The 17,738-nt window shown below is 70.4% G+C and carries 17 protein-coding genes and 1 tRNA gene; 12 read left to right on the top strand and 6 right to left on the bottom strand.

Annotated features, from left to right (window positions below):
* Positions 1-18 precede the first annotated feature (18 nt).
* The 7 genes from ACEXQC_RS14670 (at position 19) to ACEXQC_RS14640 (ending at position 7,323) form a co-directional block, all read left to right on the top strand.
* Positions 19-1,179: an ABC transporter substrate-binding protein gene (locus ACEXQC_RS14670; RefSeq protein ID WP_374823831.1), complete on the top strand. Its 1,161-nt coding sequence runs from the start codon at positions 19-21 to the stop codon at positions 1,177-1,179.
* 3 nt (positions 1,180-1,182) lie between these two features.
* Complete coding sequence (locus ACEXQC_RS14665) at positions 1,183-2,910, top strand: ABC transporter permease (RefSeq protein ID WP_374823828.1); 1,728 nt, start codon at positions 1,183-1,185, stop codon at positions 2,908-2,910.
* Positions 2,907-3,962, top strand: coding sequence for an ABC transporter ATP-binding protein (locus tag ACEXQC_RS14660; RefSeq protein WP_374823825.1), 1,056 nt, complete (start codon positions 2,907-2,909; stop codon positions 3,960-3,962). The genes ACEXQC_RS14665 and ACEXQC_RS14660 overlap by 4 nt, the downstream gene beginning before the upstream one ends.
* Complete coding sequence (locus ACEXQC_RS14655) at positions 3,959-4,516, top strand: histidine phosphatase family protein (protein ID WP_374823822.1); 558 nt, start codon at positions 3,959-3,961, stop codon at positions 4,514-4,516. Before ACEXQC_RS14660 ends, ACEXQC_RS14655 begins: the two co-directional genes overlap by 4 nt.
* A gap of 84 nt (positions 4,517-4,600) precedes the next feature.
* Positions 4,601-6,187, top strand: coding sequence for an acetaldehyde dehydrogenase ExaC (gene exaC, locus ACEXQC_RS14650; RefSeq protein WP_374823819.1), 1,587 nt, complete (start codon positions 4,601-4,603; stop codon positions 6,185-6,187).
* Positions 6,187-6,594 (top strand): DUF779 domain-containing protein, encoded by a 408-nt coding sequence (locus tag ACEXQC_RS14645; protein ID WP_374823816.1) that lies wholly within the window; start codon positions 6,187-6,189, stop codon positions 6,592-6,594. The genes exaC and ACEXQC_RS14645 overlap by 1 nt, the downstream gene beginning before the upstream one ends.
* 27 nt (positions 6,595-6,621) lie before the next feature.
* Positions 6,622-7,323, top strand: coding sequence for a hypothetical protein (locus tag ACEXQC_RS14640; protein ID WP_374823813.1), 702 nt, complete (start codon positions 6,622-6,624; stop codon positions 7,321-7,323).
* A 10-nt stretch (positions 7,324-7,333) separates the two neighbouring features.
* On the opposite strand, the gene chrA is transcribed toward ACEXQC_RS14640, so the two are convergent.
* Positions 7,334-8,614, bottom strand: coding sequence for a chromate efflux transporter (gene chrA / locus ACEXQC_RS14635; protein ID WP_374823810.1), 1,281 nt, complete (start codon positions 8,612-8,614; stop codon positions 7,334-7,336).
* 90 nt (positions 8,615-8,704) lie between these two features.
* Here chrA and ACEXQC_RS14630 point away from each other — a divergent pair, with 90 nt between their 5' ends.
* Positions 8,705-10,330: a carboxylesterase/lipase family protein gene (locus ACEXQC_RS14630; protein ID WP_374823807.1), complete on the top strand. Its 1,626-nt coding sequence runs from the start codon at positions 8,705-8,707 to the stop codon at positions 10,328-10,330.
* A gap of 18 nt (positions 10,331-10,348) precedes the next feature.
* Here ACEXQC_RS14630 and radA read toward each other — a convergent pair whose 3' ends face one another.
* Complete coding sequence (radA, locus tag ACEXQC_RS14625; protein ID WP_374823804.1) at positions 10,349-11,671, bottom strand: DNA repair protein RadA; 1,323 nt, start codon at positions 11,669-11,671, stop codon at positions 10,349-10,351.
* A 70-nt stretch (positions 11,672-11,741) separates the two neighbouring features.
* Positions 11,742-12,518 carry a hypothetical protein gene (locus tag ACEXQC_RS14620; RefSeq protein ID WP_374823801.1) on the bottom strand — a complete coding sequence of 259 codons (777 nt, stop codon included), beginning with the start codon at positions 12,516-12,518 and terminating at the stop codon, positions 11,742-11,744.
* Positions 12,519-12,635: 117 nt separating this feature from the next.
* Between ACEXQC_RS14620 and ACEXQC_RS14615 the strand changes: the two genes are divergently transcribed.
* Positions 12,636-14,411, top strand: coding sequence for a stealth family protein (locus tag ACEXQC_RS14615; protein WP_374823798.1), 1,776 nt, complete (start codon positions 12,636-12,638; stop codon positions 14,409-14,411).
* Here the strand turns inward: ACEXQC_RS14615 and ACEXQC_RS14610 are convergent.
* Entirely contained in the window at positions 14,305-15,291 is a 987-nt protein-coding gene (locus ACEXQC_RS14610; RefSeq protein ID WP_374823795.1) for a phosphodiesterase, read from the bottom strand. The genes ACEXQC_RS14615 and ACEXQC_RS14610 overlap by 107 nt on opposite strands.
* A 244-nt stretch (positions 15,292-15,535) precedes the next feature.
* Between ACEXQC_RS14610 and ACEXQC_RS14605 the strand changes: the two genes are divergently transcribed.
* Positions 15,536-15,625 (top strand) — tRNA-Ser (locus ACEXQC_RS14605).
* Between the two features lie 94 nt (positions 15,626-15,719).
* Here ACEXQC_RS14605 and ACEXQC_RS14600 read toward each other — a convergent pair.
* Positions 15,720-16,082: a hypothetical protein gene (locus tag ACEXQC_RS14600; RefSeq protein ID WP_374823792.1), complete on the bottom strand. Its 363-nt coding sequence runs from the start codon at positions 16,080-16,082 to the stop codon at positions 15,720-15,722.
* A gap of 397 nt (positions 16,083-16,479) precedes the next feature.
* Here ACEXQC_RS14600 and ACEXQC_RS14595 point away from each other — a divergent pair, with 397 nt between their 5' ends.
* Together ACEXQC_RS14595 and ACEXQC_RS14590 are read left to right on the top strand one after the other, a co-directional pair.
* Entirely contained in the window at positions 16,480-16,719 is a 240-nt protein-coding gene (locus ACEXQC_RS14595; RefSeq protein WP_374823789.1) for a hypothetical protein, read from the top strand.
* 46 nt (positions 16,720-16,765) lie between these two features.
* On the top strand, positions 16,766-17,299 hold the full coding sequence (locus tag ACEXQC_RS14590) for a YbhB/YbcL family Raf kinase inhibitor-like protein (protein ID WP_374823786.1): 534 nt from the start codon (positions 16,766-16,768) through the stop codon (positions 17,297-17,299).
* Positions 17,300-17,392: 93 nt separating this feature from the next.
* On the opposite strand, the gene ACEXQC_RS14585 is transcribed toward ACEXQC_RS14590, so the two are convergent.
* Positions 17,393-17,737: a hypothetical protein gene (locus ACEXQC_RS14585; protein WP_374823783.1), complete on the bottom strand. Its 345-nt coding sequence runs from the start codon at positions 17,735-17,737 to the stop codon at positions 17,393-17,395.
* Position 17,738: the final 1 nt, after the last annotated feature.

Here is a 17,738-nt window from a genome sequence, read left to right as displayed (position 1 = left end):
TCGAACCAGGAGACACCCATGCCGAACCGCGCCCGCATCCGCCCCCTCGCCGCTCTCGCGGCCCTGCCCCTCGCCGCTGTGCTCGCCTCGTGCAGCGCCCCCGCCGAAGCGGAGAGAGACGCCGTCGACTTCTCCGCCCTCAGCCATGACGAACTCGTCGAGCTGGCCACCGAGGAGGGCGAGGTCTCGGTCTATGCCTTCACCAGCCGCATCGCCAGCGTCGAGGAGTCGTTCGAGGCCGAGTATCCCGGCATCGACGTGGTCTCCACCGATGTCTCCTCCACCGAGCTCATCACCCGTCTGGCCACCGAGCACGCCGCCGGCAGCACGACGGCCGACGTCGCCTACGTCTCCGACGCGCCCGTCGTGGTCTCCGAGCTGCTCGCAGATGGTGTGCTCGAGAATTGGCTGCCGCCCCGCGTGGCAGACGCCCTGCCCGCCGAGTACCAGACCCCGCTCGTGGCCAACCGTCTCTCCACCAAGGTCCTCATGTACAACGAGGAGGCGTACCCCGACGGCTCGCCCATCTCGAACCTCTGGCAGCTCACCGAGCCGGAGTGGGCCGGCAAGGTCGTGCTCGTCGACCCGAACGTGCGCGGCGACTACCTCGACCTCGTCACCGAGATGTCCCTCCGTTCGGAGGAGATGGCCGATGCCTACGAGGAGCACACGGGCTCCCCGCTGGAGCTCGATGAGGGTGTGGAGGATGCCGGACTGCAGTTCGTGGCCGATCTCTACGCCAACGACGCCGTTCTGGTCGACGACACCGACACCGTGAACGCCGCCATCGGTGCGCTCGGCCAGGCCGAGCCGCCCGTGGGCTTCACCTCCTACTCCGATCGTCGCGACAACGAGGACGAGGGGTGGGCCCTGCAGGTCTCGGCAGGCACGGTCCCCTCGCCCGGCATCGTGTTCCCCGCCATGCTCGGGGTCACGGCGAACGCTGAGCACCCGGCCGCCGCGCGCCTCCTGATCGACTACATGATGGGCGACGACTCCGAGACGGGCGGCCCGGGCTTCGAACCGTTCTACGTGGCCGGCGACTACCCCACCCGCTCCGACGTGGTTGCGCCTGCGGACGCCCTGCCGCTCGACGAGCTCGGGGGCTGGATCATCGACCCCGAGGCCTCGGCCGAGCGCCGCGACGCGGTGGCCGACTTCCTGCTGACCGTCCAGTAGCGCATGAGACGTGTGACCACGGCCCTCGGCCGTCCCCTCACCTGGCTGGCCGTGGCCGTGCTCGCCGTCCTCGTCGTGCTCGTCGCGTTCCCGCTCGCCGGTCTCGTGGCGGCCACCCTCGAACCAGGCGCCTCCGGATCCTGGACAGACGTGCTGGCGAGCCCGCTCTCGGCCAACCTGTTCTGGATCCCGCTCGGCAACTCCCTGGTGGTCGGTCTCGGCACCGGCCTCATCGCCACCGTGCTCGGAGCCTTCCTGGCCTGGGTGGTCGTGATGAGCGACGTGCCGGGCCGGCGGGTCATCGGCGTGCTCGCCACGATCCCGTTCGCCCTGCCGAGCTTCGCGATCGCACTGGCCTGGGAGAGCGTGTTCCGCAACGATCGACTGGGCGGCAGCCCCGGCCTCCTGGCCGGCCTCGGGGTGGCGGTGCCGGATGCCGTCTCCTGGGGTGCACTGCCCATCACGCTCACCCTGGTGGCCCACTACTACTCGCTCTCGTTCGTGGTGGTGGCCGCTGCCCTCTCGAACGTGGGCGGCGACCTGCTCGCGGCCGCCGAGCTGACGGGGGCCTCCCGCCTCCGTGTGGCCGGCCGCATCGCCCTCCCGGTGGTGCTGCCCGCGCTCGTCTCCGGCTTCCTGCTGGCCTTCGCCGAGGGCGTGAGCAATTTCGCGGTTCCTGCGCTGCTCGGTCTCCCCGTGCGCTTCCAGACCCTCAGCACGAGGCTCTACGGTTCGATCGCCACGGGAGACACCGAGCGCGGCTACGTGCTCGCCATCCTCCTCGTCGTCATCGCCGCGGTGGTGCTCTACGCCGGCAACCGCCTCACGGCGGGCCGTTCCTTCGCCACCATCACGGGCAAGAGCTCACGGCCCAGGCGCATCCGCACCGGCCGGTGGAAGTGGTTGCTGCTGGCACTGAGCGCCGCCCTGGTCACGGCCACCACGATCGTGCCGGGTGTCGTGCTGGCTGTCAGCACAGTGCTCCGGCGCACCAACAGCTTCGATGCGGGGCTCACCTGGCACTACTGGGTGGGGGAGTCTGACCCCGCGATAGCCCAGGGCATGCGCGGGGTCCTCCGCGATCCGATCGCTCTGCAGGCCCTCGGCAACACCGTGCTGCTGGGTCTCGCTGTGGCCGTCGGCGCCATCCTCGTGGGCCTCATCGCCTCCTACGTGGTGGGGCGGATGCGGCGGGCCCGCGTGGTCACGGGCTCCATCACGCTGCTGAGCTACGTGCCGTTCCTCATTCCGGGGATCGCCTTCGGTGCCGCCTTCATCGCCCAGTTCGGGGCGCCGATCGGCCCCTTCCCCGCCCTCTACGGCACCTTCGCCATCCTCGTGGTCGCCGGCATCGCGGCGAGCGTGCCGTTCGCTTTCCAGACATCGCGCTCGGCCCTCGGCCAGGTGTCCGGCGAGCTCGAGGAGGCGGCGGTGATCGCAGGGGCGGGCACCGCCAGGCGGATCGGGCGGATCGTCCTGCCGCTCGCCTCCCGCGGCGTCGCGAGCGGCGGCATCCTCGTGTTCGTCACCATGGTGCGCGATCTCTCGCTCGTGGTGCTGCTCGTCACCCCCGCCACCCCTCTGCTGTCGGTGATGACCTACCGGTACGCCTCGGAGGGCTTCACGCAGTCGGCCAATGCCATCACCCTCGTGATCGTGATCGTCTCGGTCGCGGCCACTCTTCTCGCCCGGCGCCTGCAGGGCGCCCGTCAGCCCTGGAGCAGCGCATGACCAGCATCACCCTCGACCGCCTCGGCAAGCACTTCGGCGGCAGCGCCGCGCTGCACGAGGCCAGCCTCGAGCTGCCCTCCGGCTCGTTCGTGGTGCTGCTCGGCCCCTCCGGCTGCGGCAAGACCACGACCCTCCGCATGCTCGCCGGACTCGAGCAGCCCACGAGCGGGCGCATCCTGTTCGGCGACCGCGTGGTCGCCGACGGCGACACCGGCGCCTCGGTGCCCGCGGAGAAGCGCGGGCTCGGCATGGTGTTCCAGAGCTACGCGCTCTGGCCGCACATGACGGTGCGCACCAACATCGACTGGCCGCTCAGGGTCGCCCGCTGGGCGCCTCTCGAGCGGAAGGCCCGGGTGGAGGAGGTCCTCGCCATGCTCGACATCTCGGCGCTCGCCGAGCGGCACCCCGCCGAGATCTCGGGCGGGCAGCAGCAGCGCGTGGCGATCGCCCGCACCATCGCGGCGCGACCGCAGGTGCTTCTCTTCGACGAGCCGCTATCGAACCTCGACGCCCGGCTGCGGGTGGAGACCCGCGCCGAGCTCGCGCGGGTGCATCGTGCCACGGGAGGCACGAGCGTGTACGTCACCCACGACCAGGTGGAGGCGCTGGCGCTGGCGACGCACATCGCCGTGATGCGTGAGGGGCGGATCGAGCAGTTCGGCACCCCCGACGACCTGCTCGAGCGGCCGGCCACGGCGTTCGTGGCGGCGTTCCTCGGCACGCCGCCTGCGGTGCTCCTGGCGGGGGAGGTGCGTGAGGGGCGGCTGGTGCGAGACGGCGTGGTGCTCGCCGAGTCGGCGGGCGGCGGTGGAACGCTCCGAGCGATGTACCGCCCGCAGCACGTGGGCGTCTCACCCGAGGGCGGTCTGCCGTTCGACGTGGCCGAGTGCACACCGTTGGCCGGTCGCTACGTCGTCTCGGGCTTCACAGGAGGCGACCGGGTCTCGATCGTCTCCGAGCACCCGGTGCCGGCGGGAACCACCACGCGACTCGTGCTGCCCCCGCGCCCCGAGGTCCTCTTCGGCGCCGACGACCGGAGGCTGGGCGCGTGACCACCCTCCTCCTCGTCCGCCACGGAGCCACCGACTGGACGGGGCAGCTGCGCCTGCAGGGGCGCACCGACATCGGCCTCTCCGAATCGGGCCGTCTGGATGCCGCAGCCCTCGCGCCGGTCGTGGCGAGCTGGCGTCCCGTCTCCCTCGTGGTGTCGCCGCTCTCCCGCAGCCGCAGCACGGCCTCCATCCTGACCGGGTTGGAGCCTGTGATCGACGACCGCTGGGCCGAGGCCGGTCTCGGTTCCTGGGAGGGCCGCCGCGCCGACGAACTCGGTGCCGACTACGCGCGCTGGCGGGCCGGCACCCTCGTGCCTCCAGGAGGGGAGCACCCCGAGCTCGTCACCGAGCGGGTGCGCGCGGCCACCCTGGCCGCGGTCGCCGCTCCCGGCCCGGTGCTCGTCGTCACGCACGGCGGCACCATCCGCACGGCCCTCGCGAGCTTCGTCGGCCTCACCGCCGACCACCTCGAACCGGTCGCGGCGCCGAGCCTCACCGTCCTCGACGTGGAGCCCGACGGCGCGGCCCGCCTCCGCCACTACAACCTGCGCTGACCGCCCGCCCCCCGCGCAACCGCATGCAACCTCCCGCGGCGTAACGTCGCCCTCGTCCGACACCGTCGTCGAGAAGGAGATCCCATGACCATCACCGATCGTCCACAAGCCGGGTCAGAGGCCGAGCCCACCCCGGCCCCCTCCGCCCCCAACGTCTACGCCAACCCCGGCACCCCGGGCAGCGTCGTCACGTTCAAGCCCCGCTACGACAACTACATCGGCGGTCGCTACACCCCGCCCGCCAACGGCCAGTACTTCCAGAACCCCAGCCCCGTCACGGGCCAGATCTTCACCGAGGTCGCCCGCGGCACGGCGGCCGACGTCGACGCAGCCGTCGAGGCCGGCTGGAAGGCCTTCCCCGAGTGGAGCACCACGAGCGTCGCCGAGCGCGCCGTCATCCTCAACAGGATCGCGGATCGCATGGAGCAGAACCTCGAGCTCCTCGCCGTGGCCGAGACCTGGGAGAACGGCAAGCCCGTGCGCGAGACGCTCGCCGCCGACATCCCGCTCGCCATCGACCACTTCCGCTACTTCGCCGGCTGCATCCGCGCGCAGGAAGGGGGCATCAGCGAGATCGACCACGACACCATCGCCTACCACTTCCACGAGCCGCTCGGCGTCGTGGGCCAGATCATCCCCTGGAACTTCCCCATCCTCATGGCCGTCTGGAAGCTCGCCCCCGCGCTCGCCGCGGGCAACTGCGTGGTGCTCAAGCCGGCCGAGCAGACCCCGGCCAGCATCCACGTGCTGCTCGAGCTCATCGAGGACCTGCTGCCCGCGGGGGTGCTCAACATCGTCAACGGCTTCGGCATCGAGGCGGGCGCCCCGCTCGCGAGCCACAGCAACATCCGCAAGATCGCGTTCACGGGCGAGACCACCACGGGCCGCCTCATCATGCAGTACGCGAGCGAGAACCTCATCCCCGTCACCCTCGAGCTCGGCGGCAAGAGCCCCAACGTGTTCTTCGCCGACGTGGCCGACCAGAAGGACTCCTTCTACGACAAGGCGCTCGAGGGCTTCACCTTCTTCGCCCTCAACCAGGGCGAGGTGTGCACGTGCCCGAGCCGGGCGCTCGTGCAGCGCTCCATCTACGACGGCTTCGTGGCGGATGGCCTCGACCGCGTGGCGAAGGTCAAGCAGGGCAACCCGCTCGACGTGTCGACCATGATCGGCGCCCAGGCGTCGAACGACCAGCTGGAGAAGATCCTGAGCTACATGGACATCGGCAAGCAGGAGGGCGCCAAGCTCCTCACGGGCGGCGAGCGGGCCGACCTCGGGGGCGACCTCAGCGGCGGCTTCTACGTGCAGCCCACGGTGTTCGAGGGCCGCAACGACATGCGGATCTTCCAGGAGGAGATCTTCGGCCCCGTGCTGGCGCTCACGAGCTTCGACGACTACGACGACGCCATCTCGATCGCCAACGACACGCTCTACGGTCTGGGCGCGGGCGTCTGGTCGCGGTCCGGATCGCAGCTCTACCGAGCGGGTCGCGCCATCCAGGCCGGTCGCGTCTGGTCGAACACGTACCACCAGTACCCCGCCCACGCGGCGTTCGGCGGCTACAAGCAGTCCGGCATCGGGCGGGAGAACCACCGCATGATGCTCGACCACTACCAGCAGACCAAGAACCTCCTGGTCTCCTACGCCGATGGGCCGATGGGGTTCTTCTGATGCCGGAGGCCCCCCGCTCGCGGGTCGATGTGACGGATGCCGCAGCAGCCATGCTGCGGCATCTCGCCACGACCCACGGGCCGCTCATGTTCCACCAGTCGGGCGGCTGCTGCGATGGATCGTCGCCCATGTGCTACCCGGTGGGCATGTTCCGCACGGGCGGTTCCGACATCCTCCTCGGCACCCTGCAGGTCGAGGGCATCGACCCCGTCGAGGTCTTCATGTCGCGCTCCCAGTTCGAGTACTGGAAGTACACCCACCTCACCATCGACCTCGTCGACGGCCGGGGCAGCGGATTCTCCATCGAAGCACCGGAGGGCAAGCGGTTCCTCATCCGCTCCCGACTGCTCGACGACGGCGAACTCGAAGCCTTCGGCCTCGCGACTCACGGGGGCGTGACGGGGTAGACGCGCCCGGGCTGGTTACCCTGAGGTATGTCGACGCTGAGGCATCCGGTGGGGCCGCATTCGAAGAAGATCTACTGGCGCCGCCGCGCCTTCGTGCTCGCCATCCTGGTGGCCATCATCGCCATCGTGGTGCTCATCGTGGTGCGGCCGGGGGCGAGCGCAGAGGGCGAGACGCAGGGCGCCTCCTCCGTGGCGCCGGCGACGGATGACGCAGCCGGTTCGGAGGGCGCGACCGACGGTGCCGCCGACACCTCCTCGGGTGCCGCAGCCTCGGATGCAGCACCCGGCACGGTCGACGCCGCAGCGGATGCGAGCGGTGAGGTGCCCGCGTGCGCGGCGGGCAACATCGCGGTCGCCGCCGTGACCGACGCCGACACCTATCCGGCGGGTGTGAACCCGCAGCTCTCGTTCACCATCCAGAACACCGGTGCCGAGGCCTGCAAGCTCAACGCGGGCACGTCGCAGCAGCTCTACACGATCACGAGCGGCGAGGAGACCTACTGGGTCTCCACCGACTGCCAGACCGGCGCCTCGGACACCGAGGCCGTGCTCGAGCCCGGCGTCGTGGTCGCCTCCACGCCCTTCGGCTGGGACCGCACGCGCTCCTCCACCGAGACCTGCGAGGCGACGGATCGCCCCCAGGTGCCGGCGGCGGGCGCTTCGTACCACTTGAACGTGCAGGTCGCGGGCATAACCGCTCCCGACTCGAAGCAGTTCATCCTCCAGTAGCGCGCGCGGCTCAGAGCCCCAGGACGAGCCCGCCCGCGGCCCCCAGCAGCACCACGGCCCAGGCGGGCGCGCGCCACGCGGTGAGCAGCACGAAGCACAGCAGGGCGAGGCCGAAGGATGCGGGCCCGGTGACGGCTGAGACGAACACGGGGTCGTAGAGCGCCGCCGCGAGCAGTCCCACAACGGCCGCATTGGCGCCGCGCACGAGGGCGGTGGCCCAGCGGCGGCGGGAGAACGCGTTCCAGAGCGGCAGCACTCCCACGAGCAGCAGGAACCCGGGCAGGAAGATGCCGGCCAGCGCGATCGCCGCACCCGCGATGCCACCGGGGCCCACGGTCGAGAGGGCGCCGAGGTAGGCGGCGAAGGAGAAGAGCGGTCCCGGCAGTGCCTGGGCCGCGCCGTACCCGGCCACGAAGGTGTCGGCCGAGACCCAGCCCGGGTCGACGACGCCGGCCTCGAGCAGCGGCAGCACCACGTGCCCGCCGCCGAACACGAGCGCGCCCGAACGGTAGAACGCGTCGAAGAGCTGCAGCCACCCCCACCCGGTCGCCGACGCGAGCACCGGCAGCCCCACGAGCAGCACCCCGAACACCCCGAGGCACACCCACCCGGTCACCCGCCCCACGGGAATCCGCAGCCCGCCTTCCGCGGTGCCCGCGCCAGCATCTGCCACTCCGCTCTTCGCCACCCCACCCGCGGCGCCGCGGCCATCCGCCACCCCGCCCGACGTGGCGGCCGGTGCGACCGCGGAGGGTGCCGGGTCGCGGCACAGGAGCAGGCCGGCGAGGGCGCCCACCACGATCACGCCCACCTGCGCGAGCGGCCCCGAGACGAGCAGCACGCCGATCGCCGCCACCACCGCGATGGCGGCCCGCTGCCTGTCGGGTGTGAGGTTCCGAGCCATCCCCCACACCGCTTGCGCCACCACGGCCACCGCCACCACCGAGAGCCCCGCGACGATCCCCCCGCCCACGGGCCCGTCGAAGAGCGAGGCACCAGAGGCCACGGCCACCATGATGACCGCCGAGGGCGCCGTGAACGCTGCGAACGCGGCCAGCGCCCCGAGCGGTCCGGCGCGCAGCCAGCCGAGCCCGAATCCCACCTGGCTCGACGCAGGCCCCGGCAGGAACTGGCTGAGCGCCACGAGATCCCCGTACCCGGCGTCGTCCACCCACTTGCGCCGCTCCACGAGCTCGCCGCGGAAATATCCGAGGTGCGCGATCGGCCCCCCGAACGAGGTCAGCCCGAGGCGCAGGAACGCCAGCAGCACCTCACCCACAGACCCCCGCATGGCCGAATGCTAGACGATCGGGGTGAACCGCCCGCGTCACCCACCCTCCCGGCAGGCTCCCATTCATGCGTGCGGGCTACGATGCGGCACGTGGATGACGAGTCGGCGAATCACGGTCGGGGCGGCCACGGCGTGTCCGATCTCGACGTGCGGACCACCGGCGGCATCGTGCGCGGTGCCCGCAGGCGCGGTCTCGTCTGGTGGCGCGGCATCCCGTTCGCCGCCCCTCCGGTGGGGTCGCTGAGGTTCCGCGCCCCGCGACCCGCGCGGCCCTGGCAGGGGGTTCGGGATGCGAGCACGTTCGGCCCGGTCGCCATGCAGTCCCGCAACGGCAACTTCATCGGCACCTCACGCTCCACACCGATGTCGGAGGACTGCCTCACCATCAACGTCCTGCGCGCGGACCGCCAGGCCGCCGAGGACGCGACAGCAACAGCCCCGACCCCAGCCACGGCCTCCGCCGACGAGAAGCTCCCCGTCATGGTGTTCATCCACGGCGGCGCCTACAGCGTCGGCTCCTCGGCCGAGCACCCGCAGAACGGCGAGACCCTCGTGCGCGAGGGCGGCATCGTCTACGTGAGCTTCAACTACCGCCTCGGCGCCCTCGGCTACCTCGACTTCTCCCGCTACTCCACCCCCGAGCGCCCGATCGACTCGAACCTCGGCCTGCGCGACCAGGTCGCAGCCCTCCAGTGGGTGCAGCAGAACATCGCGGCGTTCGGCGGCGATCCCGCCAACGTCACGGTCTTCGGCGAATCGGCGGGCGGCAACGCCGTCACCACGCTCATGGCCGTGCCGTCCGCTCGCGGTCTCTTCGCGCGTGCGATCGCGCAGAGCTCACCCGCCAACGCCATCTACCTGCCCGAGATGGCGGCGATCTGGGCGGAGGAGTTCGCCGAGCGCCTCTCGGACTCCATCGACACCGACGCCGTCGAATCCACCTCCGACGACTCCGCCGGCGCGCTCCTCGTCGACGCCTCGGCCGAGGAGCTCGTCGACGCCGCGGTCGCCCTCACGCTCGACACCCCGGATGCGCACCCCGGCACCATCGCGCTTTCCCCCGTGATCGACGGCGACTTCCTGCCCGAGCGCCCGCTCGACGCCTTCAAGGAGGGGCGGGCGGCCCGCGTGCCCCTCATCATCGGCACCAACGATCGCGAGGGTGCCCTCTTCACCGGGCGACTCGACATCCTCGCCACCACGCCCAAGCGCATCCGCGCCATCTTCGCGCGCACCAAGAAGAAGTCGCGCAAGGCCATCAAGGCGGAGTACCCCGGCCTGCCCGCCCAGCGCCCGGCGGCGGACTTCGGCGGCGACTACGCCTTCTGGTACCCCACGGTCAAGGTGGCCGAGCGGCACTCCCGCTACGCGCCGGTGCACTTCTACCGCTTCGACATAGCACCCCGACTCGTGCGCCTCGCGGGCTTCGACGCCACGCACGGTCTCGATCTCTTCGCCGTCTTCGATCGCCTCGACGGCACCTTCGGTCGCTTCATGACCATCCTGGGCGGCCGCCGGGAGTTCCGCGGGGCGGCCGAGCGCATGCGCGCGCACTGGCTCGCCTTCGCGCGCGACGGCCGTCTCGATGAGACCGCCTGGCCTCTCTACGACGAGACCGACCGGCTCACGCTCATCATCGCCCCCGTCGACCGCATCGAGGCCGACCCCCGCAGCACCCGCCGCCAGGCCTGGCAGGCCTTCGTCCCCCACGTCTGAGCGCCGAGGCCGCCACCCTCAGCGGAAGGCGCGCCCCAGCGCCTTCACGAGCTGCCCCGCCTCGTCGTCGATGATCGTGGTGAACCCCAGCCGTCGAGCCTCCGCGGCCCTGATGCGACTCGACGACACCGGCCGCACCTCACCCGCGAGGCTGATCTCCCCGAACGCCGCAAGGTCGTGCGCGAGCGGCTTGTCGTTCGACGCCGAGGCCAGAGCGAGCGCGATCGCCAGGTCGGCCCCCGGCTCGGTGAGCTTGACCCCGCCCACCGTCGACACGTACACGTCTTTGTCGCTCAGCGGAATGCGCGCCCGCCGCTCGAGCACCGCGAGGATCATCGCCACCCGAGACGCATCCACCCCGTTCGTGACCCGCCGCGGGTTGGGCGACGGCGTCGACACCACGAGCGCCTGCACCTCCACGGGCAGCGCCCGCCGCCCCTCGAGCGCCACCGTCACGCACGTGCCCGACACCGCATCCGACCCCCGGGAGAGGAACAGTCCGCTCGGATCGGGCACCTCGCGGATGCCGTCGGAGGTCATCTCGAAGCAGCCCACCTCATCCGTCGGCCCGAAGCGGTTCTTGAGCGCCCGCACGAAGCGCAGAGCGGTCTGCCGGTCTCCCTCGAACTGGCACACCACGTCGACGAGGTGCTCGAGCACACGCGGCCCCGCGATCGAGCCGTCCTTCGTGACGTGCCCCACGAGCAGCACGGGCAGCGACCGCTCCTTGGCCACCCGGATGAGCGAGGATGCGACCTCCCGCACCTGGGTGGGGCTGCCCGCGGCGCTCTCGAGCGACGACGACGAGACGGTCTGCACCGAGTCGACGATCACGAGGTGCGGCTGCACGGCGTCGATCTGCCCGAGCACGGTGGCCAGGTCGGTCTCGGCGGCGAGCATGAGCGTGGGCGAGAGCGAGTGCGTGCGCTCCGCCCGCAGCTTGACCTGCGACACCGATTCCTCGGCCGAGACGTAGAGCACCCGCAAGTGCTCCTCGGCGGCCTTCGCCGCCACCTCGAGCAGCAGCGTGGACTTGCCCACGCCCGGTTCGCCCGACAGCAGGATGGCGGCACCCGGCACGAGCCCGCCGCCGAGCACGCGGTCGAACTCGCCGATGCCGGTGGCCCAGTGCGCCGCCACGTCGGAGGAGATCTCGGTGATCGGCCGCGCGATGCGGGCGGCGTCGAGCACGGTGGCCTTCACGGCTCTGGCGATGCCCTCGTTCTCGGCGGCCGAGACGACGGTGCCCCACGACTGGCACTCGCCGCAGCGCCCCACCCACTTCGCGGTCTGCCACCCGCACTCGGTGCAGCGGTACGCGGTAGACGATCTCGTGGCCATGCGCCCACCCTAGACGCGCCCCCCGACACCGCCCGGCAGCAACCGGATCAGTCGCGGGAGACGGAGCGGATCAGTCGTCGGTCTCGGTGTCGGCGGCGGTCGCGCGCCCCTTGGCCGAGATGGTGGCGGCGCGCTCCGCGAGGCGGCGGCGCACGTCGGCCTGCGCGCTCTCCACGAACGCCGGATCGAGAGGCGCACTCGGCGCGTGAGGATCCCCGTGCTTCGCCGCGATGTACGCGTCGAGCTCCGGCCCCGACTCCCACGACGTGATGAGGCAGTAGCGGGGCTCCGGCCCCTTATGCCACACGGCGTGCCAGAACCGCTGCGTGTCCACGATCACCTGGGCGCCCGCGGGCAGCGGGATGCGCACCTCGGTCTCGGGATCGAAGCGGTCCTCGCGCAGGATGAGGAACGACGACGGGTCGTCGGAGAGGTTGAAGAAGCCGCGCACGATCCAGCCGGTGCCATCGGGGTTCAACCGGTTGTTGTCGTCCTGGTGCAGGTTGTAGAGGGCGTTGGCGTAGTCGTTGGGCTGCAGCTCGATCACGCGGCACCGCCCGATGTTGGCGCCGGGCTCCTCCGCGCGGGCCTTCAGGATGGGGGCCTTCGCCACGTTGGCAGGCACCCACACGCCGTCTTTGTCGGTGCGCGCGGGGGAGTGGTTCCAGAAGCCGTCGCACTCCATCTCGCCGAACGCGCTGGCCAGAGGGGCGAAGCGGGTCTCGCCGGAGGACTTCCAGTCGACGTACTCCAGATCGAGCCATTCCTCGGGATCGCCGGCCTGGTCGTAGCGGTCGAGGACGACGTAGCCGGTCTCCTCGAAAGCGGTGGAACGGATGTAGCTCATCGCGAAATGAACCTTTCGATCGGAGGGCGAGCATGTTGCGACATGTCGACTTAGGCAAGGCTAACACGCGGGGTTCCCGCCGTTCCGGTGATCCGACCCACCCCGGGAGGGCGTAAAATGAAGGGTCCGGCACCACTGACGAGGAGACCCGACGAACCCCAGAACCGACGCGAGGAGCCCGCAGTGACCGATGATGTGACAGGCGCCCCGCACCTCGAATCCGTGCTGCGAGCGGCTCCCGCGCATCCTGTGGCCCTCGGTCGGGACGACCTGGTGCTCCGCAAGGGCCAGCTCACGCTCCTCAACGGCCACGCCACTCCCCGCGAGTCGATGATCGAGGATCTCTTCTTCATCGCCGACACCCTCGAGGCCGCGGGAGTCCGGTTCCTCCTCGTGCGCGGCAACGACGAGCGGCCCGTGCTGGCCGTCGACTGGGCGCACCGCAAGCGTGCGCGCACCGCCCTCATCGAGGCGATGGCCGAAGAGCCCTTCTACGCCAAGTCGCCCGGCTCGCCCGCCGTGCTGGTGGCCGACGGCAAGCTCGCGCGCGATCCGAAGACCAGGGTGCTGCGGTTGTACCGCCCCCGCATCGAGCCCATCGGCCGTTTGCGCTACGGCGTCGAGTCGGCGGTGCAGCTCGAGTTCTGGCAGCGCGACGGAGACGTGGTGGAGGCGCCGCAGGAGAACTCGCTCACGCGCCGCACCATCCCGGCCGACGAGATGGTCGAGACCTCCGTCGACCTCTACGGTCGCACCTGGGCCACCATCGAGGGCATGTTCACCACCCTGGCGAGCGATGTCGGCTTCGAGATCGACATGGTCTTCTCCTGGGTCGACGGCACGGCCATCGAGTTCCAGCGGGCCCGCGCCAAGCGCATGGCGAGCTACGTGGTGGGCGACGGAGACGACTCCGAGGCGCGCTACCGCCAGATCGACGAGCTCAAGTACGCCCTCCGCAGCGTGTACATGTTCGCGCCGTGGGTCCGCCGCATCTTCATCGCCACGGATTCGCCGAAGCCGGCCTGGCTCGCCGACGACCCGCGGGTCACCATCATGCCGAGCGAGAAGTTCTTCAAGAACCTCTCGGATCTGCCCACCCACAACTCCCACGCCGTCGAGGCGCAGCTGCACCGCATCCCGGGCATCTCCGAGCACTTCCTCTACTCGAACGACGACATGTTCTTCGGGCGGCCGGTCTCACCCGACCTGTTCTTCTCGCCGGGCGGCATCACCAAGTTCGTCGAGGCCGACACCCGCATCGGTCTCGGAGGCAACGCGCTGCACCGCAGCGGCTTCGAGAACGCGGCCAGGGTCAATCGCGAGCTCCTGCAGAACCGCTTCGGCCGCGTCACCACCCGACACCTCGAGCACTGCGCGGCACCGCTCCGCAAGAGCGTGCTGTTCGAGATGGAGCAGGAGTTCTCCGCCGAGTTCGCGCGCACGGCGGCGAGCCCGTTCCGCTCGGCCACCGACATCTCGGTCACGAACTCGTTCTACCACTACTACGCGCTCATGACGGGCCGTGCCGTGGTGCAGACCGAGGCGAAGGTCAGGTACATCGAGACCACGCTCAAGGTGGCGCTCAAAGAGATGGATGCGCTGCTCAAGAAGCGCTCCATGGACATGTTCTGCCTCAACGACGGCTCGCAGCCCGAGATCGGGGTCGAGGAGCGCACCACGGCGGTCATCTCGTTCCTCGAGCGCTACTTCCCGTTCCCCGCGCCCTGGGAGGTCGTCTCGAGCGAGAGCAGCAGCGACTCCGAGAGCCCGGTCAGCCCGGTGGGGGTCACGCGTCCGTCGGCACCAGAGCAGGCCCGTGCACAGGTGCCGGCTCAGGGGCGGCCTCGGGCAGCGTCAGGGTCAGCGGCGGCTCGGGAGCGACCAGCGGGCTGACCGCATCCGCGATCCGCACGCCCTGCGCGGCGAGCCGCGTGCGCGTCTCCTCGGCCGAGATATGGTCGAGCGCCGGGTAGCTGCCGAGCGGCACCACGGAGTGCAGCACGGTGTGCTCGTAGACGTGCACGAGGTTGAACGCCTGGGCGCCCGCGCGGCCCTTGGTGCCGCCCACCTCGACCGTGAGGTCCTGGGTGTAGCAGGTGGCGGATGCCACGGAGACGGGGATGCCGGCGAAGGTGGCGGTGGTCGAGTAGTGCAGGTGGCCGGCGATGATCGAGCGCACATCCGAGCCCTCGAGAACCTCGGCGAGCCCGCGCTGGTCGCGCAGCTCGACGGAGACGGCGAGGTCGAGCACGCTCGGCACGGGCGGGTGGTGCATGGCCAGGATGGTGCCGTGCGGGGCGGGGGAGGAGAGCTCCTCGGCGAGCCAGTCGAGCTGGTCGCCCGAGACCTCGCCGTGGTGGTGGCCGGGCACGGTGGAGTCGAGCGTGATGACGCGGAGGCCGTTGACATCGTAGACGCGGTCGACGCTGCGGTCGGTCGGCACCTCGCCGAGCAGGCCCTCGCGGAACGAGGCGCGGTCGTCGTGGTTGCCCATCACCCAGATCACCTGGGCGCCGAGCCGCGCGGCGGCGGGCTCCACGATCTCACGGAGCCGGTCGTAGGCATCCGGTTCGCCCTTGTCGGCGAGATCTCCCGTGAAGACGATCGCCTCGGGTCGCCCGCCCGAGGCCTCGAGCTCGTCGAAGAGCGTGCGGAGGAGGCTCTCGCTGTCCACGACGCCGTAGAGCTTGCCACCTCCGGCCAGCAGGTGCGTGTCGCTGAGATGCAGGAGGAAGTGGTTCGGCCTCGGGTACTCGGCCGTTCTGATACTCACAGGAGTTCCATTCGGTGAGGTGCGGGCCTCGGGGTGCGACCCGTCCGTGGTGCTTTCCGTTGAGCCAAGCATGCCAGTCTGAACGCAAGGAGAACATCTCCCCGCGAGTCGCTGTCTTCGCGCTGCGGGTTCGACGGGTGTCGCTCAACGACACGATCGCGGCCGTCGCCACATACACGCTCTCAGAATGGACCGCGGTCCGCCCGATTGGCGACACGCGCGCGGCTCGCGTACACTCTTCCTCGGTACCGTGTCCGAGCGGCCGAAGGTGCAACTCTCGAAAAGTTGTGTGGGGGAGACTCCACCGTGGGTTCAAATCCCACCGGTACCGCCACTCTTGATCCCCCTGGGTCCCTTGTCTGCAAGGGAGCCAGGGGGATTCTTCTGTTTCCCGGTGAGGCTTTACCCGGTTACAAGTCGCGCCCCTCTCAGAGGCGGACGTACACCTGGCGGTTCACCACGCGAACGAGGGTTGCATGGCGTTCACGATGGATGACCTCAGCGATCCGGTTGAACGCTCGCTTGGCGCGGATAGCGACGACCATCGCCATCACCATCACCGCTATCAACACCAGCACGATCACGATGACCACCGTGCCGTAGCCCGGAGCAGTGACGAGCGCAGGCCCGAAGATCGCGGTGAGAAAGCCCAGGGCAGGGGTCAACAACGCCGCGGTGAAGAGCACAGTCAACGCAGTGCGTGCGTGACTGGCTGCGCTGACCACGTCGGGCATCGAGGCGTTCAGGGCCTCAGTGGCCTCTCGGCTGAGCTCAGCTCGCATCTCATTCACGTGACCACTATGCCTCTTTTCCTCGAGGGAATCAGGGGCATGCAGAAGGATGGTTGCACGTCATCCAGACGCGGCGCGGGAATGCAACCCCCTAGAGGTGGCGCGGGGGCGGGCCGTATCTTCGGCGGAGGGGAGCGGGCTCGGGCACCCCACGTGCCTCCGGGTCCGCTCCCGTCGTTTCCTTGCCGGAAAGTTCGGTGGCCGCCGCAAGGATGGGGATCAGAACGGCGGCCATGGCAATGGTAGGCAGCCGTCAGAGCGCCGGATCGCTGTTTCCACCAGCTTCACCCGGCATATCACCTGCTGGATGAGAGTTGCGCCTGAGCGGCGTGGGGATCGACCGAGTGCGACACCTTTTATACAGGTGTTGTTCGACTTCGCCGGGCAGACTTCCGCCATGGGGCAGGGGATTCTGGGGCGGCGAAGAGCTGTGGGGCGACCGGTGGAGGGCGAGGATCCCTACGCGGACTACCTCGCCTGGATCGCCGACGGCAAGCCCACCCTCGCCGCGGCCGATTTCCTCACCGGCGGAGCCCTTGCGATGCCCGCCGCAGACGATGCGCCGGAGGATGCCCCCGCCGTCGCGGCACCCCCCACTCGTCGAGGTCGCCACTCCGGTGAGCCGCCGCGAGGGTGAGACTGGAGGGGAACGCATCATCACCGCATCCAGCAAGGAGCACGACATGACCAGCCCCTCTCCCTACGACGCCATTGCGAAGGTCCCGACCTTCGAGCTCACCAGCACCGACATCATCGACGGCGGCGTGCTCCAGCCCGCCCAGGTCAGCGGCATCTTCGGCGCCGGCGGCCAGGACGTAAGCCCCCAGCTCTCCTGGAGCGGCTTCCCCGAGCAGACCAAGAGCTTCGCCGTGACGGTCTACGACCCCGACGCCCCCACCACGAGCGGCTTCTGGCACTGGGCGGTCGCCAACGTGCCGCTCTCCACCACCTCGCTCCCGAGCGGAGCAGGCGACGACAGCGGATCGGGTCTGCCCGATGGCGCCGTGCAGCTCAAGAACGACGGTGGGCTGGCACGCTTCCTCGGAGCGGCACCGCCGGCCGGCCACGGCCCGCACACCTACTTCGTCGCCGTGCACGCGCTCGACGTGGACTCGCTCGAGGTCGGCCCCGACGCGACCCCGGCGTTCCTCGGCTTCAACCTCTTCGGGCACACGCTCGCCCGCGCGGTCATCTCGGCGACCTTCGAGGTCGAGTAGCAGCCACGCCGAAACGGCAGCAGGCAGCCGGCAGCCGGCGGCGGATGGCGGGCCGGGTCGCATCCCGCTCCCCATCCGCTGCCGGCGGCCAGGTCAGCGACCGGCCAGGAGCTCCCGTGAGCGCTGCTCCAGGAACGTGCAGAGCGCGGCAGCCAGACCCAGGTCGTCCGCCAGCGACTGCACCCCATCGGCCCTCAGGGCGAAGTCGCGCTCGCGGGCTCCGAACACCACCTCGTAAGCAGGATCTCCGGGAGCCACCGGCTGCAGATAGACCTCGGTCAAGGTGCTGCGCAGGCGCACGATCACGAGCCCGGTGTCGTCACCGCTCTCGCCGTCGTGCCGCAGCACATCCACAACCCCCGTGTGCGGAGGCCGCTGCTGCTGCTGCTGGAACTCCTCGACCCAGCGCTGCAGGGTCTCCTGACTGCGGAACGGCATC

The sequence above is a fragment of the Herbiconiux liukaitaii genome, from assembly GCF_041927495.1.
GTDB classification, from domain to species: Bacteria; Actinomycetota; Actinomycetes; order Actinomycetales; family Microbacteriaceae; genus Herbiconiux; species Herbiconiux liukaitaii.
This window is presented reverse-complemented; position numbering and strand designations above follow the sequence as displayed.